The organism is Corynebacterium sp. MSK039, from assembly GCF_030232315.1.
Taxonomy (GTDB): domain Bacteria; phylum Actinomycetota; class Actinomycetes; order Mycobacteriales; family Mycobacteriaceae; genus Corynebacterium.
Genome location: NZ_JASPJL010000006.1, coordinates 23,466 through 38,740 on the forward strand (window position 1 = coordinate 23,466; position 15,275 = coordinate 38,740).

Here is a 15,275-nt window from a genome sequence, read left to right on the forward strand (position 1 = left end):
ATGGGCCACAGCACACACCGGGAGGATCATCCAGCAGGCGGGCGTACCGATGCCGCGCCGTCGGTGGTCGTCGCAGGAGGCGGAACCGCTGGCCACATCGAGCCAGCGCTCGCGGTCGCCGAGGCTGTGAAGCGCCTGGCCCCGAACGCCCGGATCACCGCACTGGGTAGCCCCAAGGGATTGGAAGCCTCGATCGTGCCTGACCGCGGCTTTGACCTGCGCATGATCCCGCCGGTTCCGGTCCCGCGGAAGGTGAATAAGGACCTATTCACCCTGCCGCTGCGTTTGAAGCAGGCCATCGACGAGACCAAGGCCCACCTCCGTGACGTCCAGGCGGACGTCCTCATCGGCTTTGGTGGCTACGTCTCCGCTCCGGCCTATCTCGCCGCCCGCTCGCTGGGAATCCCGTTCTTCGTGCACGAGGCCAACGCCCGTGCCGGCATGTCTAACAAGCTGGGCGTTCGCCTCGGTGGGACTGCACTGGCCGCCGTGCCGGGCTCGGGCCTGAAGGACGAGAAGATCGTGGGCATCCCGGTCAAGGAATCCGTGTTGAACCTGGACCGCGCAGCGTTGCGCGCCGAGGCTCGCGAGTTCTTTGGCCTTGACCCCGAAGGACCGGTCCTCCTGGTCACCGGTGGTTCCCAGGGCGCGGCCAGCATCAACCGCGGGGTTGTTGACGCCGCCGATGCCCTCCACGAGGCGGGCGTGGGCGTCCTCCACGCCTTCGGCAAGAAGAACGAGATCACCGCACCCGAATTCGACACCGCACCCCGCTACCAGGCGGTGCCGTATATTGACCGCATGGATCTCGCGCTCGCCGCAGCCGACGCCGTACTGTGCCGCGCGGGTGCGATGACCGTCGCCGAGGTCTCCGCCGTCGGCCTGCCTGGCATCTACGTCCCGCTGCCGCACGGCAACGGGGAGCAGGAGCTCAACGCCCGCCCTGTTGTCGACGCCGGTGGCGGGGTGATTGTCCCCGATGCCGAGCTCGACGGCGCGCGCGTCGCCTCGGAGGTCACCGCACTGCTCGGCGACGAGCAGCGGCTGGCCCAGGCCAGCGCGGCAGCCGAGTCCGCCGGTCACCGCGATGCGGCGGACGAGATTGCTCGAGCTCTGCTTTCAGCAGCCCGCTAGGCGCCCAGACCCGCTTCAGCCGGACGCCGGGCCACAGCACCAGCAGGTGGCCTCTCCCGGCGCGACCACTACGACACCCCTTTCAAGGCAATAGCCCTTCCCACGAAGATTGAGGATCCCATGACCACGCAGCCTGAACAGATTGATCTGAGCCGCACCCACATGGTGGGCATCGGCGGGGCCGGGATGTCCGGCATCGCTCGAATCCTGCTTGCCCGGGGCTACAGCGTCACCGGCTCCGACATGAAGGATTCCCGCAGTGTTCTGGCGCTGCGTGCAGCCGGGGCGGAGGTTGCTATCGGACACGACGCCGCCAACGTCACCGGTGGCGCGGCACTTCCGACGGTTGTCGTGACCTCCTTCGCCGCGATTCCGCAGGATAATCCTGAGCTCACCGCTGCCCGCGAGGCCGGGATCCCCGTCGTCCGCCGCTCCGACGTGCTCGCCGCCCTCATGTCCGATCGCCGGGCGTTCCTACTGGCGGGCACCCACGGGAAGACCTCCACGACCTCGATGGCGGTGGTGGGCGTGCAGGCTGCCGGCCTCGATCCTTCGTTTGCCATCGGCGGGCAGTTGAACCGCGCGGGTACGAACGCCCACCACGGCACCGGGGAGATCTTCATCGCCGAGGCCGACGAATCCGATGGTTCGTTCCTCTCCTATAGCCCGGAAGTTGCGGTGATTACGAACATCGAGCCGGATCACCTCGACTACTACGGCACGGAACAGGCCTATGTGGCGATCTTTGATGAGTTCGCCACGAAGGTCACCCCGGGTGGCTACCTGGTGTGCTGCCTCGACGACCCGGGCGCTGCCGCGCTGGCAGCCCGGGTTCGCGCCGCGGGTTCGGCGCCCACGGTGTTGGGTTACGGCACCCGCGCGGCCGTCGACCAACACCCGGATATCCCGGCCGCCGCGATTATCGAGGAGATGCGCCCCGACGCACGTGGTACGGCTGCGAAGGTTCGGTTCACCCTGCCCGGCCAGGAGGAACGCTGTGAGGACATCCGCGTGGCCATCCCGGGGGCACACATGACGCTCAACGGGGTCGCCGCGATCACCGGCGGTGCGCTCCTGGACGCGGACCTGGAGAAGGTCATCGCTGGTGTGGCCGATTTCGACGGGGTGCGCCGCCGTTTCGAGTACCACGGTGAGGCCGGTGGTGTGCGGGTCTACGACGATTATGCGCACCACCCGACCGAGGTCACCGCGGTGCTCACCGCCGCTAAGGAGCTGGTCGAGGCGACCGACGCCGGACGCATCATCGCGGTATTCCAGCCCCACCTGTACAGCCGCACCATGAACTTCGCCGCTGAATTCGCCCGTGCCCTGTCCCTGGCGGACGAGGTTGTTCTGCTGGATATTTTCGGCGCGCGTGAGCAGCCGGTGGAGGGCGTGGATTCCCGCATCATCGGTGAGAAGCTGACCTGCGACTGGCACTTCCAGCCAAACTTCTCCGCTGTTGCGGAGCAGGTCATCGGCATCGCGAAGCCGGGGGACGTGGTGCTCACCATCGGTGCTGGCACGGTCACCATGCTCGCCGATGAGATCCTGCGCTGCGGCCGGGAAGCGCAGGGGGAGTAGGAGCCATGGCGGAAGAAAAGACCACACGCGATCGGCGCGGCCCCCGCAGCGCGGGAGCGCAGGCCCGGGAACGTCGCAGGCGAAGCAAGCACGCGCGGCGCCGGTGGGCGTTTGTGGCGGTGCTGGCCGTCGTTGTCGCGTGGGCGGTGCTCTTCTTCTTCCCGGTTCTTACCGTCAAGAACGTCGACGTCCAGGGCGCCACAAACGCTGATGTGCAGCAGGTCAGCGAAGCGAGCGGGGTGGGCCAGCAGAGCAACATGCTGCGCCTGGATACCGAGCAGGTCGCCCGGAACGTCGCCCCGACGCCGTGGGTGAAGAAGGTAACCGTCTCGCGCAGCTGGCCGAGCACCGTGACAATTCAAATCACCGAACACGAGGCCGTCGGCGTGCTCGACGAGGGTGGGGAGACATCCCTGATCGACCGGGACGGCAAGGTCTTCCTCAAGGGCCCGGCCCCGGAGGGTGCGGTGCCGTTTACCAAGGTCAAGGACGGCGACACCCGGGCACTGGCTGCCGGTGCGGCGGCGGTGAATGCGCTGCAGCCGGAGAACCGCAAGCAACTGGTGGAGGTCGCGGTGCCGAACGCTGAGGCGGTCGAGATGACCTTCGAGCTGCCCGCCCCTAAGGGGGAGGCCAAGCCCCGCAAGGTCGTGTACTTCGGTGCAGCCGAGCAGCTGACGGAGAAGGCCGAGGCGGTGCGCGTGGTGCTGCAGCGCGAGCAGCCCACGTGGAACGTGTCCAATCCCGCCATGCCGACAGCCCGGGATTAAGTGGGATTTTTCCGCCGCGTTGGGGTTGGCGCGGCGCTACTGAAGCGCGTGTGACTAGTGTGACTCATGTGCCGATAATTGCAGGTCGGAACCTTAAAGTAGAACTTTAAAGATACGACACGCTCCCGAAATGTGCGCCAAATCCTTGGCCCCACGGGTCAAGATGGAAGGCAACGAAAAGGCTCCACACATTAGCGCGGACCTTTCCCCGAAGGCTCGCGCACAAGGAAGGCGGAAAACTTTATGACAACTCCTGGAAACCACCTCGCAGAAATCAAGGTGGTTGGTGTCGGCGGCGGCGGAGTCAACGCCGTCAACCGCATGATCGACGAGAAGCTGCAGGGCGTGGAGTTCATCGCGATCAACACCGACGCGCAGGCTCTCATGCTCACCGATGCTGACGTGAAGCTCGACATCGGCCGCGAGGAAACCCGTGGTCTTGGCGCCGGCGCCAACCCGGATGTCGGCCGCAAGTCCGCCGAGGACCACAAGGACCAGATCGAGGAGATCCTCGCTGGTGCGGACATGGTCTTCGTCACCGCCGGTGAGGGCGGTGGCACCGGCACCGGTGCCGCCCCGGTCGTCGCAAACATCGCGAAGAAGCAGAACGCCCTGACCGTCGGTGTCGTCACCCGCCCGTTCACCTTCGAGGGGCCGCGCCGCACCAAGCAGGCTCTGGCGGGTATCGAGGAGCTCCGCGACGTCTGCGACACCCTCATCGTCATCCCGAACGACTCCCTGCTGAAGCTCTCCGACGAGCAGCTGTCCATGATGGACGCCTTCCGCAAGGCAGACGAGGTGCTGCTGTCCGGTGTCGAGGGCATCACCAAGCTGATCACCACCCCGGGCGTGATCAACGTGGACTTCGCGGACGTCCGCTCCGTCATGACCGACGCCGGCTCCGCCCTGATGGGCATCGGCACCTCCCGCGGTGAGCAGCGCGCCGTCAAGGCCACCGAGGCCGCGATCAACTCCCCGCTGCTGGAAAACACCATGCAGGGCGCCAAGGGCGTGCTGCTCTCCTTCGCGGGTGGCTCCGACCTGGGCCTGATGGAGGTCTCCGAGGCCGCATCCCTGGTCCAGACCATGGCCGACGAGGACGCCAACATCATCTTCGGCACCATCATCGACGACCAGCTCGGCGACGAGGTTCGCGTCACCGTCATCGCCACCGGCTTCGACGACTCCCCGTCGGCATCCTCCAGCGCCCAGCGCGGCGGGGCTGCCCACGCTGCCGAGAACCGCGGCGCCAGCATCTTCGGTGACTCCGAGGCCCCGCGCGTCGAGGCTGAGCCACTGCAGGAAGCCGCACCGGCCCAGCCAGCGACCCCAGCAAGCGAGCCGCGCCAGGAGCGCCAGAGCTCCTTCGCCGCCCGCGAGGGCCGCGCAGGCCAGAACCCCGCACGCGGCGGTGGCCTGTTCACCTCTGACGAGCCGGCTCGCCCGCGCCACGAGCGCACCGACGGCCCGGACGAGGGCGACGACCTCGACCTCCCGTCCTTCCTCTAACAGCGATGGCTACGGCACACCCGACCGAGCGCCCCGTCCGGATGGTGTTTACCACCCGTGACGGTGGCGTCTCCGAGGCTCCCTACGGCAGCTTTAACCTGGGAGATCACGTCGGGGACGACCCGGCGGCGGTCGCCGCCAACCGCGGACGACTCGCCGAGATCCTGGGGCTCGACGCGGAGCGCTTCATGTTCATGGAGCAGCTGCACACCCCGACGGTCACGGAGGTCACCGCGGACATGGTGGGGTCGGGTCCCGTGCCGGCCTCCGACGCTCTCGTCACGACGCTGCGGGACGTCCCGCTGGTCGTCCTGACTGCCGACTGCGTCCCCCTCCTGCTCGCCGATCAGGACGCCCGCGTCATCGCCGCGGTCCACGCCGGGCGGATCGGGGCCCGCAACGGCATCGTTGCCCGGGCCGTGGAGCGCATGGTGGAGCTTGGCGCCAACCCCGCCGCGATCCATGCGGTGATGGGGGCTGCGGCCAGCGGCGAAAACTACGAGGTTCCGGCCGACATGGCGGCGGACGTGGAGTCCCGCCTGCCTGGGGCGAAAACCCGTACGAAGCAGGGGACCACTGGGCTCGACATCCGGGCGGGCGTCGCCCGCCAGCTCGAAAGCCTCGGCGTGGGCGCGGTGGACATCGACCCACGTTGCACCATTGCCTCCGAGAACCTGTTCAGCTACCGCCGCGAGGGAACCACCGGTCGCCAAGCTGGCGTAATCTGGATGCCATCATGACAAGCCCAGATGGAGATAAGGCCCGCGCCCAGCGGGCAGAGCAGCTGGCGGAGAACCTCCGAGCCGTGCGGCAGCGCATCGCCGTGGCCGGGGGAGCAGACCTCCTGCCGATCACGAAGTTTCACCCGGTAGAAGACATCGAGCTCCTGCGCGCCGGCGGCATCCACGCGGTCGGGGAAAACCGCGAACAGGAAGCCAAGCGCAAGGCCGCTGACCTGGCGGGAAGCGTCGAGATCCACATGGTGGGTCAGATCCAGACCAACAAGGCCAACTCTGTGGCTCGGTGGGCCGCCGCTGTCCACACCGCGGACTCGGAGCGCCTCATTAACGCCCTCGAACGCGGCGCCGGCCTGGCGCTGGAGCGCGGCGACCGGGCGGAGAAGCTGCCGGTACTGGTGCAGTTCAGCGCCGACGGTGACCCCCAGCGCGGCGGTGCCCCGGAGGACCAGATCGACCAGCTCGCGGACCTGGTTGCGGGTTCGGAGCACCTCGAGCTGCGCGGCCTCATGACCGTCCCTCCTTTGGGCAGTGACCCGGCCGAGGTCTTCGCCCGCGGCCGCGCGCTGCTGGACGGCATCAGCGACCGCGTTCTGGGCGCGCCGGTGTACTCCGCGGGCATGAGCCACGACCTGGAGATCGCTATCGGCGAGGGCTCCACGTTGGTGCGTGTCGGTACGGACATCATGGGCCCGCGACCAGTACGTTAACGAACAACGAATACCCCAATAAACAGTGATTGCAGCAAGCGAAAGGAAACCCAAGCATGGCTGAGGGCTTTGGCGATAAGTTCAAGGAGTTCTTCGGGCTCGGGGGCGTAGAAAGCTACGAGGACCCTTACTACCGCGATAACTTCGAAGAGCGCACCGAGCGCCACGAGCGTGAGGACCGTTCGGCCGGACGCTACGACTCCGATCACTATGGTTCCTACCGCTCCAGCGAGCGACGCTCCGAGGCTGGCTCCTCTCACGGCTACGGTTCCGACCGGGAGCACGCGGCCCCGGCGCGTTCCCGCTACGGTGCTACCGAGCGTGAGGCTGCCCCGGCGCAGAAGAATCCGATGGTTATCCGCCTGGCGCTGAACGAGTACAACCAGGCGCGCGAGATCTCCGAGGCGCTGAAGACCGGCGACGTCGTCGTCTTCAACCTGGGCGGGATGGAGAAGTCCGCCGCAACCCGCGTGCTGGACTTCGCCGCAGGCCTGAGCCTGGGCCTGGATGCCGAGCTGAAGAAGCTGGGTGGGGTTCGTAACTTCGTGCTGATCCCGCACGGCATTGAGCTCGAGCAGTCCCAGCTGGATCAGCTGACGGAGGGCTGATCCCGAGTGGTCAACCTCATCGGAGCACTCATCCTGCTCGTCCGCCTTTTCACGCTGCTCCTCATCGTGCGGATCATCGTGGAGATGGTGCAGTCCTTCTCCCAGAATTGGCGCCCGCAGCGCTGGTTCATCATGCTTGCCGAGCCGATCTTCGCGATCACCGATCCGCCGGTCAAGGGGCTGCGTAAGCTCATCCCGCCGCTGAATATGGGCGGGGTTGCCCTCGACGTTTCTGTCTTGGTGCTGTTCTTTGGTTTGCAGATTCTCACGATGATTCTGTACTCCCTCCTCTAGCGAGGAATCCCGGGAGCACCCGGCCAGGGCGATGGTTTTTCAGAACTGGTGAAGAAAACCACCTCTTGATAGGAACAAAGCCTTTTCGCGCTGGTATGGTGGAATACAGTCTTTCTGAAGAATAAAACCATCCTGCAGACAGGCATTGCCGAAAATAACCGAGAGCGAAGGGAAGTATTGATGGCGCTCACACCAGCTGACGTTCACAATGTTGCGTTCAGTAAGCCCCCGATTGGTAAGCGTGGCTACAACGAGGACGAGGTCGATCAGTTCCTCGACCTCGTTGAGGACACCCTCGCCGAGCTCCAGGACGAGAACGCTGAACTTCGCAGCCAGGTGGGCGACGGCAGCCAGCCGGCCGCTGCCGCAGCGGACACCAAGGTCGACGAGGAGGCACTGCGCAAGCAGATCCGCTCCGAGGTTGAGGCCGAGGTCCGCGAGGAGGCTCGCCGCGAGGCTCAGAACACCCAGTCCAAGGGTGCTGCCGAGGTCTCTGGCCTGCAGTCCAAGCTGAAGGAGGCGGAGCAGCGCGCTGAGGCCGCTGAGCGCCGCGCTCAGGAGGCTGAGGAGAAGGCCAAGAAGGCTCAGCAGGATGCCGAGGCCGCGAAGTCCCAGGCTGGCAAGGCTGCCCCGCAGGCTTCCGGTGTCGCCGGTGGTGCAGCTGCCAAGGGCGCTGCCACCGAGGACACCCACATGCAGGCCGCCCGCGTGCTGTCCCTGGCTCAGGAGATGGCCGACCGCCTCACCAACGACGCGAAGACCGAGTCCAACGCCATGCTGGATGAGGCCCGCGCCGAGGCGAAGAAGACCCTGGACAACGCGGACTCCACCGCGAAGAACCAGCTGGCGGACTCCCAGAAGCGTTCCGAGGAGCAGCTCTCCGACGCGAAGACCCGCTCCGAGAAGATGCTGGCCGACGCGAAGCAGAAGTCCGAGACCCAGCTCTCCGACGCGAAGCAGAAGTCCGAGACCCTGGTCTCCGACGCCAACGCTCAGGCAGAGGCCACCGTGCGCCAGGCGCAGGAGAAGGCCAACGCCCTGCAGCAGGACGCCGAGCGCAAGCACACCGAGATCATGACCACGGTGAAGAAGCAGCAGACCGCTCTCGAGGCCCGCATCGAGGAGCTGCGCACCTACGAGCGCGAGTACCGCACCCGCCTGAAGACCTTCCTCGAGTCCCAGCTTGAGGACCTCAACAGCCGCGGCACCGCAGCGCCGAAGGCCGTCGAGGGCGAAGGCGAGCGAAACTAGCGATCATGCTCGTGGCCTCACTGGGCCTCGCGGTCCTCGGATTTGCGGCACTCCTGGTGGCGCTCTACCTGGGCTCAGTCACCTGGGCCTGGATCTGCGTGATCATCGCAGCCATCGGAGTCCTGCTCTCCATCGCAGAGGCCATCCAGCACCGGAAGAGCAAAAAATAACTACATAGCTTTACCCCTAGGGTTGGCAGCCACACCGAGCCAACCCACCGCGAGGACCCGGCCATCACCGGTGAGCGTCTCGGAAGAACAGCCCCCACGAGGGATGCCCAGTAGAACCGAGCGGAGTCGCGTTCCGTACAACAACGCAAGATAAGAGGAAGCCTTTCCAACGGGCGGGTGGCGCCCACGGAAGGCTTCAAGCAGGGTGGTACCGCGAATCCTCGTCCCTGTGCTTGAAAGAAATTTCATTTTAAGCACCAGAGACGAGGATTTTCTTATGGCTACACCAGCTGGCGGCGTCTACCCCCGCGTGGACATGAGCGGCGGGGGCAGCAACTTCCCGGCCATGGAAGAAGAGGTACTGAAGTACTGGAAGAAGGACAATACCTTCCAGGCCAGCCTCGATAACCGCAAGGACAACGAGGAGTACGTCTTCAACGACGGCCCGCCGTTCGCCAACGGCCTGCCGCACTACGGCCACCTGCTCACCGGCTACGTCAAGGACATCGTCCCGCGCTACCGCACCATGGCCGGCTACCACGTCCCGCGCGTCTTCGGCTGGGACTGCCACGGCCTGCCTGCCGAGCTGGAGGCGGAGAAGCAACTGGGCATCAAGGACAAGGGCGAGATCGAGTCCATGGGGCTCGACCGCTTCAACGAGTACTGCGCCAAGTCCGTCATGCACTACGCCGATGAGTGGGAGAACTACGTCACCCGTCAGGCTCGCTGGGTCGACTTCGAAAACGGCTACAAGACCATGGACCAGGACTACATGGAGTCCGTCATGTGGGCTTTCAAGGAGCTCTACGACAAGGGCCTGATCTACCAGGGCTTCCGCGTGCTGCCGTACTCCTGGGCCGAGCACACCCCGCTGTCCAACCAGGAGACCCGCCTCGACGACTCCTACCGCGACCGCCAGGACCCGACGGTCACCGTGACCATGCCGTTCACCGGCGCACGCGAGGGCTACCCAGCCACCAAGACTTGGGAGGCGCACCCCGAGCTGCACGACGCCGCGGCCATCGCCTGGACGACGACCCCGTGGACGCTGCCGTCCAACCTCGCCCTGGCCGTCGGCCCGGAGATCGAGTACTCCCTGGTTAAGGTCGGCGACGACGGTGCGGAGGGCTTCGTCGGCGCGAAGCTGCTGCTGGCTAGTGCACTGCTGGGTGCCTACGCCAAGGAGCTCGGCAAGGAGCCAGAGGTGCTGGCGACCTTCACCGGCGCTGAGCTTGAGGGCCTGGAGTACACCCCGGTCTTCGATCACTTCGCTGATCAGGACAACGCCTTCATGGTGCTCGTCGCGGACTACGTCTCTACCGAGGACGGCACCGGTGTCGTCCACCAGGCCCCGGCCTTCGGTGAGGACGATATGGACGTCTGTAAGGGCTACGGCATCGACCTGGTCATCCCGGTGGACGCCGACGGCAAGTTCACCTCCCTGGTGCCCGAGTACCAGGGCACGCTCGTCTTCGACGCCAACCGCGACATCATCCGTGATCTGAAGGCCAAGCAGCACGTCCTGCGCGACCAGACGATCGTCCACTCCTACCCGCACTCCTGGCGCTCCGGCGAGCCGCTGATCTACATGGCTCTGCCCGGCTGGTTCGTGAATGTGCTCGAGATCCGCGACCGCATGGTGGAGCTCAACCAGCAGATCGAGTGGATCCCGGAGCACATCCGCGACGGCCAGTTCGGTAAGTGGCTGGAGGGTGCCCGCGATTGGAACATCTCCCGCACCCGCTACTGGGGCTCCCCGGTCCCAGCGTGGGTTTCCGATGACCCGCAGTACCCACGCGTGGACGTCTACGGCTCCATCGAGGAGCTGGAGGCCGACTTCGGCGTCCGTCCGAAGTCCCTGCACCGCCCGGACATCGACGAGCTGGTCCGCCCGAACCCGGATGACCCGACCGGCAAGTCCATGATGCGTCGCGTCCCGGACGTCCTCGACTGCTGGTTCGAGTCTGGCTCCATGCCTTTCGCCCAGTACCACTACCCGTTTGAGAACGTGGCGGCCTTCGAGGAGGAGCAGCCGGCGGATTTCATCGTCGAGTACTCCGGCCAGTCCCGCGGCTGGTTCTACGTCCAGCACGTACTCTCCACCGCGCTGTTCGACCGCCCGGCGTTCAAGAAGGTCGTCGCCCACGGCATCGTCCTGGGCTCCGACGGGCTGAAGATGTCCAAGTCCAAGGGCAACTACCCGGACGTCAACGAGGTCTTCGACCGTGACGGCTCCGACGCGATGCGCTGGTTCCTCATGTCCAGCCCGATCCTGCGTGGCGGTAACCTGATCGTCACCGAGCAGGGCATCCGCGAGGGCGTGCGCCAGGCGCTGCTGCCGATCTGGAATGCGTACAGCTTCCTGCAGCTCTACGCCTCCGAGGAGGCGCGCTGGTCCGTGGACTCCGATAACGTGCTGGACCGCTACATTCTCGCCAAGACCCACGACCTGGTGGCCAACGTGGACAAGGCTCTGGCCGATACCCGCATCGCGGACGCCTGCGACGAGGTGCGTCAGTACGCCGACATCCTCACCAACTGGTACGTGCGCCGCTCCCGTGACCGTTTCTGGGCTGGCCAGGATGCTCACCCGGAGGCCTTCGACACCCTGTACACGGTGCTCGAGGTGGCCACCCGCGTGACCGCGCCGCTGCTGCCGTACATCTCCGAGGTCATCTGGCGTGGGCTCACCGGCGAGCGTTCCGTCCACCTGGCGGACTACCCGAAGGCCGAGGACTTCCCGGCCGACGCGGAGCTCGTCGACGCGATGGATGCCACCCGTGCGGTCTGCTCCTCGGCCAGCTCGGTGCGCAAGTCCAATAAGCTGCGCAACCGTCTGCCGCTGCCGAAGCTCACGGTCGCGTTGCCGGAGTCTGCACGGCTCGCGGACTTCGCCGCCACCATCCGCGACGAGGTCAATGTCAAGGACGTGGAGTTGACGGATGACGTCGACTCCGCGGGCAGCTTCGAGGTCGTCGTCAACGCGAAGGTCGCCGGCCCGACGCTCGGCCGTGACGTCCAGCGCGCGATCAAGAACGTCAAGGCGGGTAACTACGTCCGCGACGGCGAGAACGTCGTCGTCGACGGCGATATCGTCCTGACCCCGGAGCTGTACACCGAGCGCCTGGTGGCGGAGAACCCGGACTCCACCGCGCGCGTCGCGGGCCCGGGTGGGGTCGACGGCCTGGTGGTCCTCGACACGACCGTCACCCCCGAGCTGGAGGCCGAAGGCTGGGCAGCGGATGTTATCCGTGGCCTGCAGGACGCCCGCAAGAACGAGGGCTTCGAGGTCTCCGACCGCATCAGCCTGCGCCTGTCGGTGCCGGCGGAGAAGCAGGACTGGGCTAAGCAGCACATCGGCCACATCGCCGAGGAGGTCCTTGCGGTGGAGCACGAGGTGCTCACCGGCGAGAAGCTGGGCCACGAGATCGTGGCCGGCGTGACCGCCGAGGTGGCAAAGGTGGCTCGCTAAGCCGCCATGCGCTGGGTCGCCCACATCGACATGGACGCGTTCTACGCGTCCGTGGAGCAACTGACCCGGCCGACCCTGCGTGACCGGCCCGTCCTTGTGGGCGGGATGTCCGGGCGCGGGGTTGTGGCCGGGGCGAGCTACGAGGCGCGCGTGTACGGCGCGCGCTCAGCCATGCCGATGCACCAGGCGATCCGGCTGTGCCGCAACCGGGCGATCGTGGTCCAGCCCCGGTCGGTGCTGTATAAGACCATTTCCCGGCGAATCTTCCAGGTCATCGCCGAGCGCGCGGGCGTGGTCGAGCAGCTCTCGGTCGACGAGGGCTTCGCCGAACCACAGGGGTTGGCCGATGCCGCGGCCGCCCGGCGGTGGGCCGAGGGCCTCCAGCGCGCGGTGGAGGAGGCCACGGAGCTGCCATGCTCCATCGGGATTGCGAGCACCAAGCTGGACGCGAAGATGGCCAGCGACCTGGCCAAGCCCCACGGCATCTTCGTGGTGGAGGACCGGATGGCCACCTTCGGGCCGCGCCCCGTGGGCGACCTGTGGGGGATCGGTCGGGTCGCTCAGGCCAAGCTCGCCGACGTGGGCGTGTACACGATTCAGCAGTTCGTGGACATGGACCCCACCGACGTGAAATCACTGCTCGGCAAGGTCGGCCTGGAGGTTCAGGTCATGGCCGGCGGTGACGACCCCCGGCCCGTGGCCCCACGGGCGGAGGCGAAGCAGATCAGTGCCGAACAGACCCTGCCGGTGGACGCGCGGACCTACCGGGACGTGCTGAACATCATGGAACTCTCCGCCCGGCAGGCCTATCGGCGGCTGCGCAAGGACGGTCGGGCCGCACGCACTGTCACGGTGAAGATCCGTACCAGCGACTTCGCGTTGCACACCCGGTCAACCACGCTGCCCGCACCAACCGATGACTTCGAGCAGTTGTTGCGCGCCGCCCGCGCGGTACTGCCGCGCCCGGAGGACTCCGGCGCAGTGCGGCTGGTGGGCGTGGGATTTTCCGGACTCAGCCACGACCGGCAGGAGATGCTCTTCCCAGAGCTCAGCCACCCCGCGGTGCCGCACCTGAGTGCTACGACCGTTAGCGGCCCGGGGGTGATCCCGGCGGAGGCCGACGCAGCTGGCGAGTCACACCCCGGGGGTGCGGGGGAGCAGTCGGAAAACCGGTGGAAACAGACCCAGGACGTCTGGCATCCGGATTACGGGCATGGCTGGGTGCAGGGAAGTGGGGTGGGCGTGGTGACGGTGCGCTTTGAGACCCGCGAAACCGGTCCGGGACGCATCGCCACCTTCGGCACCGACGACCCGAAGCTCCAGCCCGCGGACCCGCTGGACAGCCTGGCCTGGGATACGGCTGCGGATGATGACGGCGGGCAGCTGGAGCTCGGTGGGGAAGACCCGACTGAGCCCCGCCCGGAATGAGATCCGGCGCACACCAACGCCTGCGGAAGCGGGCTTTGACACCCAGGCGAGTAGGATCAGGGCTTTGACACCCCCGCGTCGAAGGAGAATGTTGACCGTGAAGATCTGGAAGTCCGTGGCCGTGGCAACCGCTGCCGTCGCCGGCCTCACGCTGACCGCCTGCGGCTCGGAGGATGCGGATAACGCAGCCACCACCGAGCAGACCGCCGCCAGCAGCGCACCGTCCTCCACCGCACCGGAGGAGAAGTTGCCGACCCCGCAGGAACTGCAGGAGGTCCTCCTCAAGGCCGTTGACCCGCGCGTCCCAGCCGAGGAGAAGGTCAATTCCGTCGTGGATGGTGACCAGGCTCCGGAAATCTTCGAGGCGCTGACCCGCAGTCAGAACGAGGCTCAGGCGAAGCTCGAGGTCGTGGACCCGGTGCTGCCGGGCGTGCTGCCGGATATGGCCGAGGCCACCATCAAGCTGCAGGCGCCGGAGCGGGACCCGCAGGTCATCAGTGGAGTGGAGTTCGTCCACGAGGATGGCAAGTGGAAGCTGGACACCCGCTGGGCGTGCACCCTCGTCGAGACGGTTCTGCCGGAGCAGGTCCCGCCGATGTGTAAGGAGCTCTAAGCTCCCCATGCCCTGGGCTCTGCTCCCTGGGCCTTAGGCTGTCAACGGCCTACTTCCATTCGCTGCGCGACGTGATGGTCTGCAGTACGCGCAGCGGGGCGTCGTCCTTGCCGTAAGTGACGGTCGTTTCCACGCTGACCTTGCCCTCGGCGGGCAGCGGGCGGGTGAGGTCGACGGTGATCCGTCCCTCGGAGGTTGAATCCGCCTCCAGCACCTTCAGGTCCGTATCCGCCAGGCTCGCGACCGCCGGTCGGCGCTTGGCCGCGACGTCGAGGATGACCTTGTCGCCGTCCCGCTCCACGAGCGTGTACGTCAGCTCCTGGCGCAGCGAGACCCCCTCGTCCACGCGTCCGCTGACCGTCCACGTCGCGCCCGGGCCTACTTCCTCCTCAGGGAAGACGATCGGCAGGTCCGTCATCTGCGTTAGCGCCTGCTCCACGCTGGCCCGGGCCCCGTCCGTGGCACCTTCGGGAGCGCCGAAGGAGCGGGTCTTCACCCGGCCGCTGGGCTCCATCGTCTGGTGCATCTCGAAGCCCTCGGCGGAGGCCATGTCCTCGTTCAGCTCCGCGTTCGTCCCGTCCGGGCGCCCCACCACGACGGTCGTGGCGATCTCCTCGTCCGTTGCGCTCGCCGTGGCGTTCAGCGGCAGGTCCATCGTGACATCGCCGTAGGGGACGTCCTCGCCCTCGCCGTGGGCGGTTTTCTGCTCCAACCCCTGGGTCGCCGAATAGGTCAGCTCCTGGGATGTTTCCTCCTCGCCGATGCGGTAGGCGAGGGTCGCGCGGGGGCTGCTGCCGGGTTTAAGTAGTTGCACGCGCACACCCTCGACCGGCGCCTCGACGGCCTCTGGGCTCGACGAATCAGCAGAGCACGCGGCCGTGCCGAGGAGTCCGAGTGAGCACATCAGCGCGGCGATCGCGCGCCGACCGGTGCGGTGGGAACGGGTGCGTGAGGGAGTAAACACGGTCATAACCGTAGCAGTTTGGGCCTCAAGC

Annotated in this window: 14 protein-coding genes; 13 read left to right on the plus strand and 1 reads right to left on the minus strand. The window is 66.7% G+C overall.

Annotation, left to right across the window (positions count from 1 at the left end):
* From murG to QP997_RS05835, 13 genes are all read left to right on the plus strand, one after another.
* Entirely contained in the window at positions 1–1,134 is a 1,134-nt protein-coding gene (gene murG, locus QP997_RS05775; protein WP_070761884.1) for an undecaprenyldiphospho-muramoylpentapeptide beta-N-acetylglucosaminyltransferase, read from the plus strand.
* 120 nt (positions 1,135–1,254) lie between these two features.
* On the plus strand, positions 1,255–2,718 hold the full coding sequence (gene murC, locus QP997_RS05780; RefSeq protein WP_284846526.1) for a UDP-N-acetylmuramate--L-alanine ligase: 1,464 nt from the start codon (positions 1,255–1,257) through the stop codon (positions 2,716–2,718).
* Between the two features lie 5 nt (positions 2,719–2,723).
* Positions 2,724–3,488 (plus strand): cell division protein FtsQ/DivIB, encoded by a 765-nt coding sequence (locus tag QP997_RS05785; protein ID WP_284846527.1) that lies wholly within the window; start codon positions 2,724–2,726, stop codon positions 3,486–3,488.
* Between the two features lie 243 nt (positions 3,489–3,731).
* Entirely contained in the window at positions 3,732–4,997 is a 1,266-nt protein-coding gene (gene ftsZ, locus QP997_RS05790) for a cell division protein FtsZ (protein WP_070758015.1), read from the plus strand.
* Positions 4,998–5,002: 5 nt separating this feature from the next.
* Complete coding sequence (pgeF, locus tag QP997_RS05795) at positions 5,003–5,737, plus strand: peptidoglycan editing factor PgeF (protein WP_284846528.1); 735 nt, start codon at positions 5,003–5,005, stop codon at positions 5,735–5,737.
* Positions 5,734–6,444 (plus strand): YggS family pyridoxal phosphate enzyme, encoded by a 711-nt coding sequence (locus QP997_RS05800; protein WP_148812059.1) that lies wholly within the window; start codon positions 5,734–5,736, stop codon positions 6,442–6,444. Before pgeF ends, QP997_RS05800 begins: the two co-directional genes overlap by 4 nt.
* A 56-nt stretch (positions 6,445–6,500) precedes the next feature.
* Positions 6,501–7,052, plus strand: a complete 552-nt coding sequence (locus QP997_RS05805) for a cell division protein SepF (RefSeq protein ID WP_284846529.1) — start codon at positions 6,501–6,503, stop codon at positions 7,050–7,052.
* A gap of 6 nt (positions 7,053–7,058) precedes the next feature.
* The gene (locus QP997_RS05810; protein ID WP_070758022.1) at positions 7,059–7,346 is read left to right on the plus strand and encodes a YggT family protein; all 288 of its coding nucleotides are present in this window, start codon (positions 7,059–7,061) and stop codon (positions 7,344–7,346) included.
* Positions 7,347–7,526: 180 nt separating this feature from the next.
* Complete coding sequence (locus QP997_RS05815) at positions 7,527–8,597, plus strand: DivIVA domain-containing protein (protein WP_284846530.1); 1,071 nt, start codon at positions 7,527–7,529, stop codon at positions 8,595–8,597.
* 5 nt (positions 8,598–8,602) lie between these two features.
* The gene (locus tag QP997_RS05820; protein ID WP_168167033.1) at positions 8,603–8,767 is read left to right on the plus strand and encodes a hypothetical protein; all 165 of its coding nucleotides are present in this window, start codon (positions 8,603–8,605) and stop codon (positions 8,765–8,767) included.
* A gap of 277 nt (positions 8,768–9,044) precedes the next feature.
* Entirely contained in the window at positions 9,045–12,239 is a 3,195-nt protein-coding gene (ileS, locus tag QP997_RS05825) for an isoleucine--tRNA ligase (protein ID WP_284846531.1), read from the plus strand.
* Positions 12,240–12,245: 6 nt separating this feature from the next.
* Entirely contained in the window at positions 12,246–13,667 is a 1,422-nt protein-coding gene (locus tag QP997_RS05830) for a DNA polymerase IV (RefSeq protein WP_284757788.1), read from the plus strand.
* A gap of 88 nt (positions 13,668–13,755) precedes the next feature.
* Positions 13,756–14,280, plus strand: coding sequence for a WKL family lipoprotein (locus tag QP997_RS05835; RefSeq protein ID WP_284846532.1), 525 nt, complete (start codon positions 13,756–13,758; stop codon positions 14,278–14,280).
* A gap of 49 nt (positions 14,281–14,329) precedes the next feature.
* Here the strand turns inward: QP997_RS05835 and QP997_RS05840 are convergent, their stop codons facing one another.
* Positions 14,330–15,250 carry a DUF6263 family protein gene (locus QP997_RS05840; protein ID WP_284846533.1) on the minus strand — a complete coding sequence of 307 codons (921 nt, stop codon included), beginning with the start codon at positions 15,248–15,250 and terminating at the stop codon, positions 14,330–14,332.
* Between the last annotated feature and the right edge of the window lie 25 nt (positions 15,251–15,275).